The organism is Anaerococcus vaginimassiliensis, from assembly GCF_900626155.1.
GTDB lineage: Bacteria > Bacillota > Clostridia > Tissierellales > Peptoniphilaceae > Anaerococcus > Anaerococcus vaginimassiliensis.
Genome location: NZ_LR130844.1, coordinates 619569 through 637262, shown reverse-complemented (window position 1 = coordinate 637262; position 17694 = coordinate 619569). Strand labels below are relative to the sequence as shown.

The window sequence follows — 17694 nt, the reverse complement described above, 5'->3', positions numbered from 1 at the left end:
ATAAAACCACCTCAAATTTCTTATAGAAAAAGAGGCAATCAAAAGACTGTCTCTTTTTAAATTCAAATTTTATTATGACTACTTGTTAACTGCTTGTGAAGCTGTTATTATTGCAATTTCATAAACATCTTCAGTTGTACATCCTCTTGAAAGGTCGTTAACTGGTGCATTAAGTCCTTGAAGGATTGGTCCTAGAGCCTTGTAACCGCCAAGTCTTTGTGCGATTTTGTAACCGATGTTACCTGCTTGTAGGTCTGGGAAGATAAATACATTTGCTTTTCCAGCTACTTCAGATCCTGGAGCTTTTTGAGCTGCAGTTATTGGATCGATTGCTGCGTCAAATTGAATTTCACCTTCTACTCTTAAATCTGGATCAAGTTCTAATGCTCTAGTTTTTGCCTTAGCAACTTTTGTTGCAAGATCGTGGTGAGCTGAACCGTGTGTTGAGAATGAAAGTAGGGCAACGTAAGGATCCATACCGAAAGATTCCGCACTCTTAGCTGTTTCTACAGCAACTTCTGCAAGTTCGTCTGATTCTAGGGTTATATTTACAGCTGTATCTGCAAATACTAATTGATTTCCATCAGGTCCTATCATTACCATAACTCCAGATACTCTGTTTACGCCTGGTTTTGTTCTGATAATTTGTAGAGCTGGTCTGATAGTATCTCCTGTTGTGTGCACTGCACCAGATACCATTCCGTCAGCATAACCAGCTTTCACAAGCATTACACCAAAGTAGTTTACATTAGTTTTTAGTAAGAACTCTGCCTCTTCTTTGCTTGTTTTTCCACGTCTAGCTTCAACAAATTTTTCTACTAATTCGTCGAAATGCTCAGAATATTGTGGGTTTATTATTTGTAAATCTCCTAGTTTGAGACCTTCTTTATTTGCTGTTTTTTGGATTTCCCCTTGATCACCTAAAACTATTGGTGTCAAAAGTCCTTCTTCTTTGTGTTTAAGTGCTGCAGCGAGTACTCTTGCATCGCTTCCTTCTGGAAGTACAATTTTTAGATTTTTACCTTCTATATTTTTTCTCGCATTTTCTAATATACCTTGTGTTGGCATCTATTCCTCCTTGTGGATAATATCGTTTGTCAGTTCTATTATACCCTTAAATTTTTAAAGTTAAGCATAGTTATTTTATTAACTTTTTGCTTTATTTAGAGCCTCTAACTCATTCTGAGATAAATCCTTTTCAGAAGAACCGTTTATTATTTCTTTAACATAAATTGTTGATCCATCATTAGAGTATAAATTGGTCAAGATTATTCCATTATGGAAATTATCTAACAAACAAAGACTAAATGAAAGCTCGTTAGTTTGACCATCAAATGCATCATAGTTAACTACCGCCATATTACTCACAGCTCCCATGGTTTTGTCTTTTGCATCAATTGCTCTTTGATCGATTGTCCTTATCTCTTTGTTTGATTTTTCTAGTTGGTCATTTATTGAAACCAAGACTTCTTCTAGGTTTAATTCTTGGTTGTTACCTCTAAGCAAATGATCATATCTTTGCTTTTGGCGTCTAAGTTTGTTGTTCATTGACTTAATTAGTGCGTATTCTACTATTATTAAAATAGCCATGATAGCAAGAATTATATATATTCCTGTCATTTTAACCTTCTTTCTATTATTTGTTGATTTCTTTTATGAAGTTTTTTTGCATAATCTATTTTTTCGTCATAATCATATGACTTTGATATTGGATCGAGATTTACCCTTATAGTTGGCATGGCGTCTCTTACTACTTCAAATAATAAGTTATTTGCAATTATACCATCAGATATTGCATCTAGTTTACCATCTTCTAGAATTGGTTTTATATAATCTAGGGCTTTGATACTTAATTCTACTAATTCAATTTGTGGACTAGCTGCCATTAAGAAATAATTTTCATCTACTTTCTTCCCTTTTTTATATTCTTTAACTAAGGCATTGGCATAGTCAACGTCTTCTTGGATAAGGTCTACTAGTCTATCTGTTATATTATCGAGTGTTTCATGTGAAACATTTTTCCTATCCATCATCCTAACTATATTAACTGCCATAGCAGCTATAGTTATAACTAAGGCTCCGCCACCGGGATTTGCAGTTGGCTTTTTAGCTTGATCTAGGAGCTTTCCTAGGTCCATGTCAATTATTTTCATCTTTTAGTCTCCAATATATATTTTCAATATCTTCAACTGTAAAACAATCAATTATTAATTTGTAAATCTGTCCAGTTTTATCTATCTTTACTTTTGATCCAACCTTATCCATAAATTTCTCTTCGTAATCTTCTAAGAGAATCTTGTCTATATCGCTTAGGCCATCTTTTTTCTTAGTTTTTTTTGCTTTTTTAGTTTTGTTTTTCTCGCTAAGATTTTCTGCTTGTCTTATATTAAGTTTATTACTTACAAATCCATCTAGCGCTTCTTTTCTTTTATCATCATCTTTTATAGATAAAAGTGTCCTTGCTTGAGATGAAGATATTTGTTTGTTTGTTAATGCATCTAATTCTTCATCATTTAGGTTTAATAACCTAATAGTATTTGCTATATAAGATCTAGATTTTGCCATAATCTTTGCGATTTCTTCTTGAGTCATTGAGAAATCATCTACTAATTTTTTGTAGGCTTTGGCTTCCTCAACAGGACTTAAATCTTCTCTTTGAATGTTTTCCACTAGGGATAATATATCTATATCTTTTTTAGAGTAGTCTCTGATAATAGCATCTATTTTTTCTAATCCCAAGTGTTTACTTGCTCTAAATCTTCTCTCTCCTGCCAAAATTTCATACCTATTGCCGTTTTTAGTAACTACTATTGGATTAAGTAGTCCATATTCTTTTATAGATTCTGCCAAGCCCTCTATTGCTTCCTGGTCGAAGTTTTTTCTAGGTTGGTCACTTCTAGGAACTATTAAGTTTATATCAAGACTTGTTACTTTTTCACTTTCTACAAGTTTCTCATTAGACTCAGGGATTAAGGCAGATAGCCCTCTGCCAAGGGTTTTTCTTCCTGTCATTTCTACCTACCTATCTATAATTTCTTGAGCGAGCATTTTGTAAGCTATCGCACCTTTCGATCTTTCTTCATATTCAATAACTGATTTACCATATGAAGGAGCCTCTGCCAATCTAACATTTCTAGGAATCATTGTTCTAAATACTTTTCCCTTAAAATAAGATTTAACTTCTTCTACCACTTCATAAGATAAATTCTCTCTCTTATCAAACATTGTAAGTAATACACCTTCTATATCCAAGTTTTCATTCAAGGAATCTTTGACAAGCTTATATGTATTCATTAGCTCGCTAACACCTTCTAGGGCATAATATTCTGTCTGAATCGGAATAATAATTGAATCACTTGCAACAAGGGCATTTATTGATAAAAGTCCCAAACTAGGTGGGCAATCAATTATAAAATAATCATATGAGTCATCTATTTTATCAACTATGTTCTTAAGGACTTGGGTTCTTTTTACTGGATCTAGGCTAACTAGTTCAACCTCAAGACCTGACAAAGAAGATTCAGATTTGATAAGGAAAACTCCTGATTCTGTTTCTTTTATATATTTAGAAAAGTCTATTTCAATATCTCCGCTTTCCTTTTCTTCATCATCTTTATCTAAAGATATGTTTGTTAATTCAAAATCTTCTTGATCTTCTTTTTCTATTTCTATAGATTTATCCTCTTCATTGTCAATACTATCATCCAACTCATAAAATAAACCATAAATAGAATCTTCTTCTGTATATTTATCTACACCTAAACCTGTTGTAGTATTAGCCTGAGGGTCCATATCAATAACCAACACTTTTTTCTCAAGCCTTGCCAAGGCTACAGCTATGTTTACAACACTTGTAGTCTTTCCTACTCCACCTTTTTGATTAAATATCGAAATCTTCTTCATAGTCACCTCTCATCATAGTAATCGCTAGATCTATCGCCCTGTTTTTTGCTCTAAGTCTAACTCTATTTCTATCACCATTAAATTGATACTCTTTAAGTAAATATTTTCCTTTATATAGTACGCCAACAAAAACATGGCCAAGGTGGGCATATCCAGTTGTTGCAATGCAAAGATCTGATTCCGTTACTTTTCTAACGCCTGTTAACATTTCTTGTAAAACTTCTCTACTAACTACATCGAATTTATCGATTGTTTCATGTGAAACACCTAGTATTTGTTCTTTACTTTTATTAGCATAAGTAACGAAGGATTCTTTTAATACATCACTAGAACCAGAAATATCAACAATAGAACTTGCTATCATTCCACCAGTTATAGATTCTGCAGTAGAAACAAATTCATTTCTAGATCTTAATAAGTCTATTAACACTTCTTCTTTTCTTTTGTCATCAAAGGTTATCACATATTTTCCTAGTGATTTTTTAACCTTTTCTATACCTGTATCTAGTATTTTGTCGGCTTCTATGTCATTCTTAGCCTTAGCTGTTATCCTTAATATACAACCATTGTCTGTAGCATAGGGACTTATTGTTGGATTATCTCCTGTTAGATCTACCCTACTTGCCATATCCCATTCTCCTAAGAAGGCAGTTTTCGCAGTTACAGATTTTATTATATAGGAACTTTTCAAATGTTTTTTCACTTCATTATCAAACATATAAGTCATTTCATGTGGTGGTCCTGGTAGAAGGATAAATTTTGTGTTTTTTTCTGATCTTAAGATGCATCCTGGTGCAGTTCCTTTAGGATTTTTAAGTATGGTGGCTGACTTTGGAAATATAGCTTGTTTTTTATTTATAGCTACAGCCTTATTTTTGTTATTAAAATAATATTCTAACATTTCTAAGGAGCTTTTATCAACCTCAAGTTCATTTTCCAAACCACACACTTCGACAGCTACTTCTTTTGTTATGTCATCTTCGGTAGGTCCTAAACCTCCTGTCATAAATATGTAATCGTATTGACCATCTGCTTTTTCTAGTACTTTTTTTAACCTATCTTTATTATCACCTACTGTAATCATTTTGTAGACGTCAATTCCAACATCTTTTAAATGATTTGCTAAATACTGTGAGTTAGTGTCTGTTATATTTCCTAGTAAAATTTCTGTACCAATTGATAAAATTAAAGCTTGCATATTAATCTCCTTCACCTAGTATAACATAATTTTGTTTCATATGAAACAATCAAATAAAAAAGGTTGCAGATACCTACAACCCTTTCTTGAACTCTCTTAAATACTTTATTGAAAAAATAATTGATATAAAAGCTATAGTTCCCATAATTATTGTTAAATAATAATTTACATCCATCATCATAGCAATAAGATTGTTTACCATGTGAATTGCTATTGCTTCTTTTATGTTTCTTCTATAATAATATACGTAGGATAAAACCATACCCATGAAAAATGTATTAATCCCTTGAATTATATTCATATGATAGATTGCAAAACATAAGCCATTTATTACTATTGCAGCTGTTACATTTAAATATTTTTTTGTTTCAGAAAATAGAATCCCTCTAAATAATAATTCTTCAAGTATAGGAGCAATAATTACTACACTTGTAAAAAGTACTAGGTACTCAAAAGTATTGTTGTAGTTAAGCATAGTTTCTAACGTCTCAAGTGTGGTATTTATATAATCATTATTCTCAAAAATCTTTAAGAAAATTGATAATAAGATATTACCAAAACCAGCAACTCCAAAGGCAATAGTTATTATCTTATAGAAGTCACTATCAAGGTTTTTATTTTTAATATATGTTAAACCATATTGATGATGATATTTCTTAGATCTAAATTTTAAGAAGATAAGTACTAATATCAATTTAAGAATTTGGCTTAAAATCAAAATGAATAGTGTTGGATTTTCTATGTTATATGAATTTAGTAATAAGCCTAATCCACTTCCAATCAAAAGGTCAAATGCTATGTTTACTAGTAGAAAAGTAAAAACAACTCCTAAGACTCTTAACGTTTTTCTCATGGTTATCCTTTCTTGTTTCACGTGAAACTTATAGAGGACTTTTTTTAGGTAAGTTTTTTCCTCTAGGGTATTTATTTTTGGTCTTTTTAATCTTCTGAACTACAATATTAACTCTGTCATTACCACTAAGATCTATAGACTCTGTTTTTATAACCTGTCCACCCAATATACTAATTGCATTTTGAGCATCTTCTAACTCTTCCATAGCCTTAGGTCCTTTTAGAGCAATGAATAATCCACCCACTTTTAAGAAAGGCAGGCAATATTCTGACAAAGTTCTCATATTAGCAACAGCTCTTGAAACTACAACATCATATTTTTCTCTTTGATCTTTGGCAAAATCTTCAGCTCTAACGTGAATTGCTCTGGCATTTTCTAGATTTAATTTTTCTATAACTTCATTCATAAATTTGACCTTTTTATTAACAGAATCTATTAATGTTAAGTCAATTTCTTTTTCAATTCTTAAAGGAATTCCTGGAAACCCAGCCCCTGCTCCTATATCTAGAACTTTATCGCCTTCTTTTATATAATCTAAGACAGTCAGCGAATCTTTGAAGTGTTTGATTTCAATTTCGCTTGGATCTGTTATTGCTGTTAAGTTTGTATGACTGTTTACTTCTAATAAATAGTCCATATAAATCTTGTAGGCTTTACTTTTCTCCATTTAACTCTCCTGTCTTAAGTCTAATCAAAAGCACGTTTATATCCGCAGGTGATACTCCTGAAATCCTAGATGCTTGTCCTAGTGATTCTGGCTGTATCTCATTGAGTTTTTCTGCTGATTCTTTTTTGAGACCAGCTATTTTTGTATAATCTATATTTTTATCAAGTTCCTTGGCCTCGAGTTTTTTGAACTTGTCGATATCTGCCATTTTCTTTTTGATGTAGCCTTCATATTTTATCTCTGTTTGAGCTTGAATTTGTTGGAATTTTGGAAGATTTGGTCTTTCAAGATCAAAATCTTTTAGCTTTTCATAGTCTAACTCAGGTCTTTTAATTAGATCATATAGGCTTAGAGCATTTTTTAGAGGTGTTGATCCCAAGCTTACTAGCTTATCATTGACCTCTTCTTTTGGTGTTAGTATAACATTTTTAAGCCTTGCTATTTCATCATCAATGGCTTTTCTTTTTTCTTTCATCTTTTGATATCTATCTTCACTTACAAGTCCTATTTCGTAGCCTCTTTGTGTAAGTCTTTGGTCTGCATTGTCTTGACGCATGGTTAGTCTGTATTCACATCTTGATGTCATCATTCTATAAGGCTCGTTAGTTCCTTCTGTTACCAAGTCATCAATTAAAACTCCTATATAGGCATCAGACCTATCTAAGATTAGTGGCTCTTTACCTTTGATTTTTAGAGCAGCATTTATTCCTGCAACTATACCTTGACCTGCTGCCTCTTCATAACCACTTGATCCATTAATCTGACCTGCAAAATACAAACCCTCATAATCTTTTGATTCTAAGGTTCTATATAGGTTTCTAGTATCAATCATATCGTATTCAATAGCATAGGCAGGTCTCATGATTTTTACATCTTCAAGGCCTATTATTGTCTTGTAAAAGTCAAATTGTACCTCTTGTGGTAGAGAAGATGAAACACCTTGTACATACATTTCATCAGTACTTAGGCTTTCTGGTTCTATAAAGACTTGGTGTACATCTCTATCAGGAAATCTTACCATCTTATCTTCTATAGATGGACAATATCTAGGACCAATTCCTTTAACATGGCCACCATATATTGGAGATCTATAAAGATTTTCCATTATTATTTCTTTAGTTTCTGGACGTGTATAGGTTAGGTAGCAATTCTCTTGGTGCCTATCTGAAAAGTCTTTTCCTTCATTTATAAATGAAAAAGGAATTACTTCGCTATCGCCCTTTTGGATTTCTGTTTTTTCCAAGTGTAATGATTTTCTGTCAACTCTAGCTGGAGTTCCTGTTTTAAATCTTCTAAGTTTAAAACCCATCTCCTCTAAAGAGTCAGATAAAAATGTTGCCGCAGACAATCCATGTGGTCCTGATACTTTTTCATAATCTCCTATGAGGATTTTTCCATTTAAATAAGTTCCTGTACAAATTATTAGAGCCTTGGTATCATATATAGCACCTTGGACTGTTTCACATGAAACAATCTTTCCATCTTCATAATTTATTTTATCTACTTCTTGTTCAAATATATCTAGGTTCTCTTCATTTTCTAGAGTTTTTTTCATTTCGTCGTGGTAGAGTTTTTTATCTGCCTGTACACGCAAAGAATGAACTGCTGGTCCCTTGCTTGTGTTTAACATTCTAGATTGGATAAATGTCTTGTCGATGTTAATAGCCATTTGCCCACCCAAAGCATCAATTTCTCTAACAATATGTCCCTTACCAGTTCCACCAATGTTTGGATTGCAAGGCATATCTGCTATTGATTCAAGACTTGTAGTTAATATTAATGTTTTTAATCCAAGCCTTGCTGTTGCAAGAGCCGCTTCGCAACCTGCATGACCTGCTCCTACGACAACAACATCGTAAGTTCCTGCTTTATATTTATTTTCCAACACAAAACTCCTTAAATACTTTATCCATTATTTCATCAGATACAGATTCACCAATTATTAATCCTAAATCATCATAAGCGCCTCTTAGGTCCACCTCGCAAGCATCTAGTGGAATGCCTCTTTTTATATCAGTTAAGGATTCGTTTAGTTTTGAGCTCGCTTGTTTTAGTAGTCTCTCATGACGTGTGTTTGTTATAAGTACTGATTCTCTCTTCAAATCTTTGGTATCAAACATTTCTGTTATAGCAGCTTCTAGCAAATCAATGCCTTCTTCATTAGTCATTGATGTTTTTACAATCTTATGTTCTAATCCGAATTTGCTTTCGTCAAACTTAGGGCTTAGATCAACCTTGTTTAAAATTATTATAGCATTTTTACCATTTATTAATGCTAAAATCTTCTCATCTTCTTCGTCAAAGTCTCTAGACGTATCAAAAATTGCTATAATTAAATCGGATTTATCTACAAGTTCTATAGATTTATCTACCCCTATTTTTTCTACCAAGTCTTCTGTATCTCTAATTCCAGCCGTATCATTTACCTTCAAGGTGAAATCTCCAAAGGAAATATATTCTGTAATCAAGTCTCTAGTTGTACCTGGTATGTCTGTAACTATAGCTCGGTTTTCATTTAAAAGGTTATTTAGTAGTGAAGATTTTCCTACATTAGGTTTTCCTATGATTGTGGTATTTATTCCATCTCTTAAGATTTTACCCTTGTTAGAAGTACTAAGAAGCTTATCTATCATTAATTTTGCATCATCCATATACTTTATTATTTCATCTGGTGATAAGTCTTCCCCATCTTCTGTAAAGTTAATTGAATATTCAAGTCTAGATAGGGCCTCTAGAAGAGAATTTCTAATATCATTAATCTTTTTTCTAAGTGCTCCATTTAGCTGGTTGACACCTTCCTTTTGACTTAAATCATTTGTGGCATTTATTATATCTAAAACAGCCTCAGCTTGAGATAAATCAATCCTTCCATTTAGAAAGGCTCTTTTGGTAAATTCCCCGCCTTCTGCAAGGTCACATCCCTTATCCAAAAGAAGGTTCAATATTTTTTTGACTGATACAAAAGATCCATGACAGTTAATCTCGCATATGTCTTCCCTTGTATAGGTGTAAGGTCCTTTCATAAAACAAACCATAACTTCATCTATGATTTCACCATCGATGTCAACTATATTCCCATATCTCATTTTTCTATTATCCTTATCCCTATCAATTTTCTTTCCAACTATAGGTCTAAAGATTTCTTTTATAATTTCATATGACTTATTTCCACTCATCCTAACAATGGATATTCCACCAGTTCCGGATGGAGTAGATATCGCAGCTATTGTTCTTTCTTCCATTTTCACTCCTTGGTATGATAATATCCACTACTTTGACTAGTGGTTTGTAACATAAGAATTATAGTGGAAAATACGAATTTGTCAACATTTATCAGGCAAAGATGACTGTATGCAGTCTTAAAATATTTGAGAAAAAATTGGTGTATTTGAATTATTATGATATATTAGATGTAGTTATTATTTAAAATATATTTGGAGGGATTATGCAACTACAATCATTAGGATCTCTACAGTGGAACCTAATAGCTGGTGGACTTGCTATATTCTTGTTTGGTATTTCTCTAATGGGAGATGCCCTAACAAACTTTGCAGGCCCCAAGCTTCGCGGTTATGTAGAGAAATACACTTCCAACCCAATAATGGGAGTGTTGGTTGGTATAGTTATAACAGGTTTAATCCAATCATCTTCTGCAACCACAGTTATCGCAATAAGTTTTGTTAGAGCAGGTGTAATGAGCCTCGAGCAAGCTATTGCTGTAATTATGGGGGCAAATATTGGTACAACCGTTACTTCTATATTAATAGGTTTTGACCTTGGATACCTATCATATTTTGTCGCCTTGATAGGTGTTGCTTTCTATATGTTTGCATCCAAGAGAAAAAATAAATACATCGGCGAGATTTTGGTAGGATTCGGACTCCTATTTATAGGACTTGAAATGATGGGAGGATCTCTATCTGACCTTAAGAATCTAGATGGGTTTGATAAGATAGTGGCTAATATGGCACAAAATCCAATTATAGCAGTAATAGTTGGTGCGGGCATGACTGCTCTTATCCAATCTTCATCAGCCTTTATAGGTATAGCTCAGTCGCTTTACGCTTCAGGCGCTATCAGCTTAAATGTTGCCTTGGGTTTGATGTTTGGTGCAAATATTGGTACATGTATAACAGCTATTCTTGCATCAATAGGTGGATCACTTTCTGCAAGAAGAACTTCTACATTCCACGTTCTATTTAACGTTATAATTTCAGTAGTGTTCTTAGTATTCATTGGTCCATATGAAAATTTAGTTAAAACAGTGGCATCAGCCATTGGTGCAAACAAACTTATGACAATAGCAGTAGGACATTTCATATTTAACTTCGTTGGTATGGTTATTTTCTTACCTACTATTAAATACGTTGGAAAAATTCTTAGAAAACTTATTCCTGGTAAGGATTCAATATTCTCAGAACTTGGAAATATCGAGTTAGACGAAAGACTAATTGATACTTTCCCTGCAGCTGCTCTTGATCAAATAAGATCTGCTGTACAAAAAGAATCAAAAGTTGCTCTTGAAAACTTAAAGCAAACCAAGCAATATTTACTTGAAAATGATAAAAAATACTTAGAAACAGCTAACCAAGCAGAATCGATAGTAAATGACATGGATACAAAAATCCAAGCGTATTTATTAGCCATTGCTCAAAGTTCAGGATCATCTGACCTAGAAGCTGAAGTTCAAAATTATCTACAAATTCAAATAAATGTAGAAAGAATATCAGATCTTGCTCAAAACTTAGGTGAATATTACGAAGAAATATACGAATCTGGTGCAAGCTACAACAAAGAAGCCCTAAGCGATCTTGAAGATATCTATGATCTTGTTATAAATAACTTCGTTGGATCAATAGAAGTCTTTGAAACTAAAGATCAGGCTCTATTTTCTAGACTTAGTGAAGATGAATCAGCGCTAGATATGATGGAAACAACCCTTAGAAAAGCTCACTACAAGAGACTTGCTAATGGTGAGGATATGACTTCTATAGCTTCTTATGTATTTAACGATATCTTATCCACTATGGAAAGAATTGGTGACCATGCATACAATATTGCAAGACTTACTATGGAACCAGTTAAAGTTCATACAATAAGTCATGCCAAATTCGAAGATGACGATGATGAAATGATAGAAGCATATAATAGATTGGAAAGACATCTAGATTTATAGTTTCACGTGAAACAAAATATTAACAACTAAAAAAGCTTGTGCATTAAAGCACAAGCTTTTATTTATTCTTTAATTTTCATTCTTCAATATAATCTACAACTACATATCTTCTTGGCTCTACTCCTTCTGAGTGGCTAGAGACATTTTTATGTTTAGAGATTTCTTCATGGGCAAGTCTTCTCTCATATGAATTCATATATCTTAGATTCCAACTTTTCTTACTCTTAGCAACCTTTCTTGCAGTATCTGCTGCAAGATCAATTATTTTCTCATCTCTGCGTTTCTTGTAGTTGTTAATATCTATATTAAGTCTAACATTATTTCTTCTAGAATCAACTGCTTTTCTTACTATAAGCTCAATTGCATCTAGGGTAACTCCGCCCTTACCTATGGCAATTCCTGTATCTTTTTCATCTACTTTTGCTTCAAGTTTTATAATGTTGTCTTCAAGATTTCCTATTACACTAACATTTTCAAAATGCATAGCCTTTAGTATATTTTCGAGAAGCTCTTTTGACTCATAGAACTTGTCTATATCTGATTGTTGTTTAGCTCTGCCGTAATCTACTACTTCTTTTTTTTCTTCTATAACTTCTATTTCTTGATCTTTTTCTTCTATATCAGTCTTTAGAGTCTCTTTTTCATCTTCTTTGATTTCTACTATTTCTTCTGGAGCTTCTATATCCTTATCTGCTTCAAAATCTTCATTTTCTGTTCCAAAAGACTTTGTAGATTCAATTTCTCTTTCTAAATTAGATAGAGCTTCTTTTATATCCTCTTCGTAGCTTACTCTAACTACGGCATCTTTGTTTCCAATTAATCCTAAAAATCCACTAGATTCTTCTTCTAGTATTTCTATTTCAACTTCGTCTTTACTTTTACCAATTTCATCTAGGGCAAGCTCAATAGCTGCATCTTTTGTTTTTGCACTTTTAATTATTGACTTTTTCATCTACTAGATCCTCTTTTTTATTTCTCATAGCAAAATGCATTATTACCATTATTACAAGTCTAAATAAAGAACTTAGGGTGTAATATAGTGGCAAACCTGCTGGTAATCCTCTAAATACAAAGAAATACATCAATGGCATAAGAAGGAACATGTTATTCATTCCTCCCATAGCTCCACCTTGTTGCATTTGTGGGTTAGTTTTCATTGAGAAAAGCTGAACTGCAAATTGGGATAAACTTGTTAGTAGTGGAAGACCAAACCAGTAAGGGTCTTTATCAAGAAGGGTTGGTATCCAATAGAAGTTTGTCTTTACATTGTCCAGTCCTTCTGGGAATACATACTTTGTGGTATCACTCATCATTCTAAACAAGCCAAATAGGACTAAAATTTGAATTATCATTACTAGACAACCTGAAATACCAGGGGTTACCCCTTCTTCCTTGTAAAGTTGTTGCATTTTTTGTTGCATTATCTGTTGGTCGTAGCCATATTTCTTTTGGATTTCTTCCATCTTTGGTTTAAAAACCTTAGTTCTTTCTGCTTGTTTTTGTTGGCTTATGGTCATTGGTATAATCATAAGACTTACAAGCAAGGTCATTAATATTATTGCTATGGCATAAAAACTAATATTTGTAGGTTCTGCAAAATTTGCTGAGAGGCTATCATAAGTCCATCTCATCAGTTTACCTAAAATACTGGCTATAAAATTGAACATATAAACTCCATCTATTATTAATCTGTAGGTACTAATCTACTGGGTCATATCCACCCTTAGAAAATGGATTACATCGTAAAATTCTCCACAAAGACATAGAAAATGCCTTGAAAAATCCATACTTGTTAAAGGCCTCAAGGGCGTATTGGGAACAAGTTGGATAGTACTTGCACTTTGAATATCCTAATTGTGGAGAAATAAATCTTTGATAAAACCTTATCATCTTAATGAAAATTTTATTTAACATAAAAAATCATCTTCTTTTTAAAAGCTTTACTTAAAACGTGACCCAAAGATTTTTTTAATTTATCGTAAGTAAAATCTGTCGTATGTTTCTTAGGTATAATTACAATATCAACATTGTTTATATTAGAATAATTTAACCTAACTATGTCTCTTAGCTTTCTCTTAAGGGAATTTCTGACATTCGCCTTTCCTACCTTCTTACTTATAGTAAATCCAAAGCGTGGATGGTCTAGGTTATTTTTCTTTATAAGAATCGTAAAGTCCCTGTTGTAAAAAGCTTGGTTTTTTTTGTAAACTCTTTGAAAGTCTGTGTCTTTTCTTAAACTAATTCTTTTTTCCATTAAACACTTCTTAACTATTCTGCGGAAGTTAAAATTATATAAACAAGAGCCTTAAAAAGGCCCTCTATTTAACCTGTATATAATTGTCTAACTTAAGCAGATAATTTTTTTCTGTTTTTTCTTCTTCTAGCTTTAAGCACTCTTCTTCCACCTGGGCTTGACATTCTTTTTCTGAAGCCGTGGTCTTTAGATCTTTTTCTTCTGTTTGGTTGATAAGTTCTCTTCATGCTTACACCTCCTACTCTTTTTTTGACTCCTACTATTATATTGAAATAAAGCTAATCTGTCAAGATATTTAATAAAAAATAATCTACTTATTATAGTCTTTTGGAAGATTAAATTATTGAATAATATCTATTTTAATATTGTATATTATATCATTTTTACTAGGTTATATCGAATATAAATTCATTGTTGATAACTTTGTGTAGAAGTTTTTTGTGCACAAGTTTTTGACAGACTTTTTCAGTGAATATTTTTGTAAAATTAACTAATACTTTATTTTATCTTGTCTAATTTTAAGCTTTTTTATAAAAACTATGAAAAAACCTAAATAAATACACAGACTTATCCACATATCCACTTATTTTTCAGAAACCTATTTTGACTTTTCCCAAATTTTAAAATAAAAATGTGGATAAGTTGATTAAACAGCTTGTTTATAGTATAATTGCTTGTGTAAAAGTATATGTATAAGTGTATTTTAAAGCTAAATTTAAGTCTTTCCTGTGGATAAATTTATAGAGTTTTTATTTTTTCCTATAATTATCTTACATAATCCTTATTTTTAAGCTAATACAATTATCAACATAAAAGTTATCCACAAGTTATCCTATATCTGGGGATAAGTCTATTTTTTCTAAGTTAACTTTAGTAATTAGACATTTATATTATGTGTATAACTTTTGAAGGAAGGTAGGATGGATGACGAATCTAGAATACATTACAGATGAATTAAAAAACGAAATGAAAGTGCATGTAACGGATACCCAGCAATTTAATACATGGATTAGTATTTTAAAGCCACTAAACATGTACAATGGTGTTTTATATCTTGAGGTTCCAAAAAAAGACACACTTTTTATCTATGAAAAAATATGGACACCTCAATTACAACTTGCTTTAGATAACATAAAGGATAAGACTGGTAAAGACCTAAAGGTATCAGTAGTTGCTAAAGATGCTGAAAATTACAACAAAGTCCTAACCTTAGGTAAGGATTACGATTCAAATGGGCAAATGAGAATAAATCAAGTGACATCTTTTCCTAGGCCTCAACTTGAAGATGAAAATATCTTTGAAAACTTTGTAGAAGGTAAATCCAACCAATATGCCCTTGGGGTGAGTCAGGCAGTTGCTCAAAATATTTCCAACAAATCACAGGCGAGATTATACAATCCTCTCTTTATATATGGAGAAAGCGGTTTAGGGAAAACTCACTTAATGCAAGCTATAGCTCATGAAATCTTAGATAACAGAGATGATGCCTATGTTATGTATTTATCTAGTGAGAAATTTACCAATGAAATGATTGCAGCCCTAAGGTCTACCAAAAATGAGAAATTTAGAGAAAAATACAGGTCTGTGGATATCCTTCTTATAGATGATATCCAGTTTATAGCTGGAAAGGAAGGAACACAAGAAGAGTTCTTCCATACCTTTAACGACCTTTATAATACAGGCAAGCAAATCGTAATATCATCGGATAGACCACCAAAAGAAATAAAGCGTCTAGAAGATAGGCTCGTTTCAAGATTTTCTTGGGGAATTATAGTTGATATTGGAAAGCCAGACTTTGAAACTAGAGTCGCAATACTCCAAAAAAAGCTCGATCAGCTAGGTGCTTATATAGATAATGAAATATTATTTTATATAGCTGAAAATATCGACACAAACATAAGAGACCTTGAGGGAGCTTTATCTACAGCTATAGCCTATGCTAAATCAGACAATAGAGAAGTAGTTACCATGGAAGATGCCATAATTGGCGTTGGAACTAGAGTTCAAAATAAGAAAAAACACGTAAATATCGAAGATATTCAAAAACAAGTAGCTGATAAATATGGAGTAAAGCTAACTGATCTTAAGGGAAAATCTAGAAAGAAAGAAATTGTAAATCCAAGGCAAATTGCCATGTATCTATCAAGAGAAATCCTAAATGATTCTTTAGTAACAATTGCTAATTCTTTCGATAGAGACCATACGACAATAATTCATGGTATAGAAAAAATCCAAAAGCAAATAGAAGATGATGAAGACTTCAAAAAAGAAATAGAAAGTCTATATAAAGATCTAACAGAGTAATATTGTTTATAAGTCTGTGGATAAGTATGTTGATAAGTTTATTTGATGATCTTTAAGCTTGTATCCTGTGGATAATGTGGAAAACTAGCGACTTTGTCCTTTTTGTACCCACATCTTATCACCAAGGGTTATTGGCTAAATCAAAATGTTTAAGGAACTTATCCACATATATACACCCCCTACTAATAATACTACTAAGTATATATAATAAGTTAAGGAGCAAATATGAAATTTAGAATTAATCAGCAAGAATTGATAGATGCTATTAATATCGCTAGTAAGGCTGTCTCAAAAAGTACCAATATACAGATCCATGAATTAATATACTTTGAGTGTAAAGAAAACTCTTTATACCTAATGGCATTTGATGGAGAGATTTCTATCAAAACTTCTGTAGATGCTATAGTAGATGAAGAAGGAGAAATGGCAGTTAAAGCTAGTCTTATATCTAATATCGTTAGAAAACTGCCTAATGATTTAGTCACTATATCTAACAAAGAAGGGAAAATAAGCATTAGATGTTCATCATCTAACTTTAACCTTATAGCCTTTGACTACTTCGAAAAAAATGATATAGAAATTCCGGAAACTACACCTATAGAAATAGCTAATGACGTTCTAAAAAGATCAATAAGTCAAACTGAGTTTGCAACAACTTTAGATGAAACTAAGCTTGCCCTAACAGGGATTCTATTTGAGCTAAAAGAAGGATCTTTAAATATGGTAGCCCTTGATGGTTATAGGGTAGCTCTAAAGAAGGTGAAATTAGATTATCCGACAGATTATGAGGACAGCGAATATATCATTCCTAAAAGATCCCTTATAGAATGGTCAAGGATAATTACGGAAGATACTAAGACTAAACTTTACAAAAATGATAATGATTTAATTTTTGTAAGTGAAAACACTACAATGCAATGCAAGGTAATAGATAAAAACTTCATAGATTATAGGAATATAATAAACGATATTTCAGAAACAACTATAATCTTAGACAAAAGAGAACTTATAAATTCCCTAGACCGTGCCCAAGTATTGGCAGATCCAGGCAGAGCCAACCTAATAAAAATAGAAGTAGCGGATTCTTCCATGGTTATCAAATCAAACTCTGAGATTGGTGATGTAAAAGAAGTTATAGATGTAGAACAAAAAGGAGAAAACTTAGATATAGCCTTTAACGCAAGATATATGCAAGAAGGTGTAAAGGCATGTGATTCTACAAAGATTAAATTAAATTTCAAATCTTCTCTAAATCCATGTTTGATTTATCCAGAAAATTCAAGCTACGAAAATGAAGATTTTACTTATCTAGTTCTACCAGTAAGACTTGCAAATTGAG

General features: G+C 32.3%; 18 protein-coding genes. 3 read left to right on the top strand and 15 right to left on the bottom strand.

Features of this window, described 5'->3' with window-relative positions; genetic code table 11:
- Positions 1 to 78: 78 nt before the first annotated feature.
- The 10 genes from pta to mnmE form a co-directional block, all read right to left on the bottom strand.
- On the bottom strand, positions 79 to 1068 hold the full coding sequence (gene pta / locus E0D87_RS03290) for a phosphate acetyltransferase (RefSeq protein WP_130819323.1): 990 nt from the start codon (positions 1066 to 1068) through the stop codon (positions 79 to 81).
- A gap of 78 nt (positions 1069 to 1146) precedes the next feature.
- Positions 1147 to 1620 (bottom strand): DUF4446 family protein, encoded by a 474-nt coding sequence (locus tag E0D87_RS03285; RefSeq protein ID WP_130819322.1) that lies wholly within the window; start codon positions 1618 to 1620, stop codon positions 1147 to 1149.
- Positions 1617 to 2153, bottom strand: coding sequence for a cyclodeaminase/cyclohydrolase family protein (locus tag E0D87_RS03280; protein ID WP_130819321.1), 537 nt, complete (start codon positions 2151 to 2153; stop codon positions 1617 to 1619). Before E0D87_RS03280 ends, E0D87_RS03285 begins: the two co-directional genes overlap by 4 nt.
- Positions 2140 to 3012 (bottom strand): ParB/RepB/Spo0J family partition protein, encoded by an 873-nt coding sequence (locus E0D87_RS03275; RefSeq protein ID WP_130819320.1) that lies wholly within the window; start codon positions 3010 to 3012, stop codon positions 2140 to 2142. The genes E0D87_RS03280 and E0D87_RS03275 overlap by 14 nt, the downstream gene beginning before the upstream one ends.
- A gap of 6 nt (positions 3013 to 3018) precedes the next feature.
- Entirely contained in the window at positions 3019 to 3903 is an 885-nt protein-coding gene (locus E0D87_RS03270; RefSeq protein ID WP_130819319.1) for a ParA family protein, read from the bottom strand.
- Positions 3881 to 5101, bottom strand: a complete 1221-nt coding sequence (locus E0D87_RS03265; protein ID WP_130819318.1) for a CinA family nicotinamide mononucleotide deamidase-related protein — start codon at positions 5099 to 5101, stop codon at positions 3881 to 3883. Before E0D87_RS03265 ends, E0D87_RS03270 begins: the two co-directional genes overlap by 23 nt.
- A 73-nt stretch (positions 5102 to 5174) precedes the next feature.
- Entirely contained in the window at positions 5175 to 5954 is a 780-nt protein-coding gene (locus E0D87_RS03260) for a CPBP family intramembrane glutamic endopeptidase (RefSeq protein ID WP_130819317.1), read from the bottom strand.
- Between the two features lie 28 nt (positions 5955 to 5982).
- On the bottom strand, positions 5983 to 6621 hold the full coding sequence (gene rsmG / locus E0D87_RS03255) for a 16S rRNA (guanine(527)-N(7))-methyltransferase RsmG (protein ID WP_130819316.1): 639 nt from the start codon (positions 6619 to 6621) through the stop codon (positions 5983 to 5985).
- A complete protein-coding gene (gene mnmG / locus E0D87_RS03250) occupies positions 6608 to 8506 on the bottom strand; it encodes a tRNA uridine-5-carboxymethylaminomethyl(34) synthesis enzyme MnmG (RefSeq protein ID WP_130819315.1) in 1899 nt (632 codons plus the stop codon). The genes rsmG and mnmG overlap by 14 nt, the downstream gene beginning before the upstream one ends.
- Complete coding sequence (gene mnmE / locus E0D87_RS03245; protein WP_130819314.1) at positions 8496 to 9863, bottom strand: tRNA uridine-5-carboxymethylaminomethyl(34) synthesis GTPase MnmE; 1368 nt, start codon at positions 9861 to 9863, stop codon at positions 8496 to 8498. Before mnmE ends, mnmG begins: the two co-directional genes overlap by 11 nt.
- 203 nt (positions 9864 to 10066) lie before the next feature.
- Here mnmE and E0D87_RS03240 point away from each other — a divergent pair, with 203 nt between their 5' ends.
- Complete coding sequence (locus E0D87_RS03240; protein WP_004835015.1) at positions 10067 to 11797, top strand: Na/Pi cotransporter family protein; 1731 nt, start codon at positions 10067 to 10069, stop codon at positions 11795 to 11797.
- A gap of 76 nt (positions 11798 to 11873) precedes the next feature.
- On the opposite strand, the gene jag is transcribed toward E0D87_RS03240, so the two are convergent.
- The 5 genes from jag to rpmH all read right to left on the bottom strand — a co-directional run bounded on the left by jag (position 11874) and on the right by rpmH (position 14278).
- Positions 11874 to 12749: an RNA-binding cell elongation regulator Jag/EloR gene (gene jag, locus E0D87_RS03235; protein ID WP_130819313.1), complete on the bottom strand. Its 876-nt coding sequence runs from the start codon at positions 12747 to 12749 to the stop codon at positions 11874 to 11876.
- On the bottom strand, positions 12730 to 13464 hold the full coding sequence (locus E0D87_RS03230; protein WP_037371644.1) for a YidC/Oxa1 family membrane protein insertase: 735 nt from the start codon (positions 13462 to 13464) through the stop codon (positions 12730 to 12732). The genes jag and E0D87_RS03230 overlap by 20 nt, the downstream gene beginning before the upstream one ends.
- Before the next feature lie 31 nt (positions 13465 to 13495).
- The gene (yidD, locus tag E0D87_RS03225) at positions 13496 to 13711 is read right to left on the bottom strand and encodes a membrane protein insertion efficiency factor YidD (protein WP_004834964.1); all 216 of its coding nucleotides are present in this window, start codon (positions 13709 to 13711) and stop codon (positions 13496 to 13498) included.
- A complete protein-coding gene (gene rnpA, locus E0D87_RS03220) occupies positions 13701 to 14051 on the bottom strand; it encodes a ribonuclease P protein component (RefSeq protein ID WP_004835019.1) in 351 nt (116 codons plus the stop codon). Before rnpA ends, yidD begins: the two co-directional genes overlap by 11 nt.
- Before the next feature lie 92 nt (positions 14052 to 14143).
- Positions 14144 to 14278: a 50S ribosomal protein L34 gene (gene rpmH / locus E0D87_RS03215; RefSeq protein ID WP_037371642.1), complete on the bottom strand. Its 135-nt coding sequence runs from the start codon at positions 14276 to 14278 to the stop codon at positions 14144 to 14146.
- A gap of 697 nt (positions 14279 to 14975) precedes the next feature.
- Between rpmH and dnaA the strand changes: the two genes are divergently transcribed.
- Both dnaA and dnaN read left to right on the top strand, forming a co-directional pair.
- Complete coding sequence (gene dnaA, locus E0D87_RS03210; protein WP_130819312.1) at positions 14976 to 16355, top strand: chromosomal replication initiator protein DnaA; 1380 nt, start codon at positions 14976 to 14978, stop codon at positions 16353 to 16355.
- Positions 16356 to 16580: 225 nt separating this feature from the next.
- On the top strand, positions 16581 to 17693 hold the full coding sequence (gene dnaN, locus E0D87_RS03205) for a DNA polymerase III subunit beta (RefSeq protein WP_004835005.1): 1113 nt from the start codon (positions 16581 to 16583) through the stop codon (positions 17691 to 17693).
- Position 17694 lies beyond the last annotated feature (1 nt).

Bases quoted from the DNA above. Each gene is read 5' to 3' on its own strand.
- pta (WP_130819323.1), bottom strand. From the start codon at position 1,068: ATGCCAACACAAGGTATATTAGAAAATGCGAGAAAAAATATAGAAGGT.
- E0D87_RS03285 (WP_130819322.1), bottom strand. From the start codon at position 1,620: ATGACAGGAATATATATAATTCTTGCTATCATGGCTATTTTAATAATA.
- E0D87_RS03280 (WP_130819321.1), bottom strand. From the start codon at position 2,153: ATGAAAATAATTGACATGGACCTAGGAAAGCTCCTAGATCAAGCTAAA.
- E0D87_RS03275 (WP_130819320.1), bottom strand. From the start codon at position 3,012: ATGACAGGAAGAAAAACCCTTGGCAGAGGGCTATCTGCCTTAATCCCT.
- E0D87_RS03270 (WP_130819319.1), bottom strand. From the start codon at position 3,903: ATGAAGAAGATTTCGATATTTAATCAAAAAGGTGGAGTAGGAAAGACT.
- E0D87_RS03265 (WP_130819318.1), bottom strand. From the start codon at position 5,101: ATGCAAGCTTTAATTTTATCAATTGGTACAGAAATTTTACTAGGAAAT.
- E0D87_RS03260 (WP_130819317.1), bottom strand. From the start codon at position 5,954: ATGAGAAAAACGTTAAGAGTCTTAGGAGTTGTTTTTACTTTTCTACTA.
- rsmG (WP_130819316.1), bottom strand. From the start codon at position 6,621: ATGGAGAAAAGTAAAGCCTACAAGATTTATATGGACTATTTATTAGAA.
- mnmE (WP_130819314.1), bottom strand. From the start codon at position 9,863: ATGGAAGAAAGAACAATAGCTGCGATATCTACTCCATCCGGAACTGGT.
- E0D87_RS03240 (WP_004835015.1), top strand. From the start codon at position 10,067: ATGCAACTACAATCATTAGGATCTCTACAGTGGAACCTAATAGCTGGT.
- jag (WP_130819313.1), bottom strand. From the start codon at position 12,749: ATGAAAAAGTCAATAATTAAAAGTGCAAAAACAAAAGATGCAGCTATT.
- E0D87_RS03230 (WP_037371644.1), bottom strand. From the start codon at position 13,464: ATGTTCAATTTTATAGCCAGTATTTTAGGTAAACTGATGAGATGGACT.
- yidD (WP_004834964.1), bottom strand. From the start codon at position 13,711: ATGTTAAATAAAATTTTCATTAAGATGATAAGGTTTTATCAAAGATTT.
- rnpA (WP_004835019.1), bottom strand. From the start codon at position 14,051: ATGGAAAAAAGAATTAGTTTAAGAAAAGACACAGACTTTCAAAGAGTT.
- rpmH (WP_037371642.1), bottom strand. From the start codon at position 14,278: ATGAAGAGAACTTATCAACCAAACAGAAGAAAAAGATCTAAAGACCAC.
- dnaA (WP_130819312.1), top strand. From the start codon at position 14,976: ATGACGAATCTAGAATACATTACAGATGAATTAAAAAACGAAATGAAA.
- dnaN (WP_004835005.1), top strand. From the start codon at position 16,581: ATGAAATTTAGAATTAATCAGCAAGAATTGATAGATGCTATTAATATC.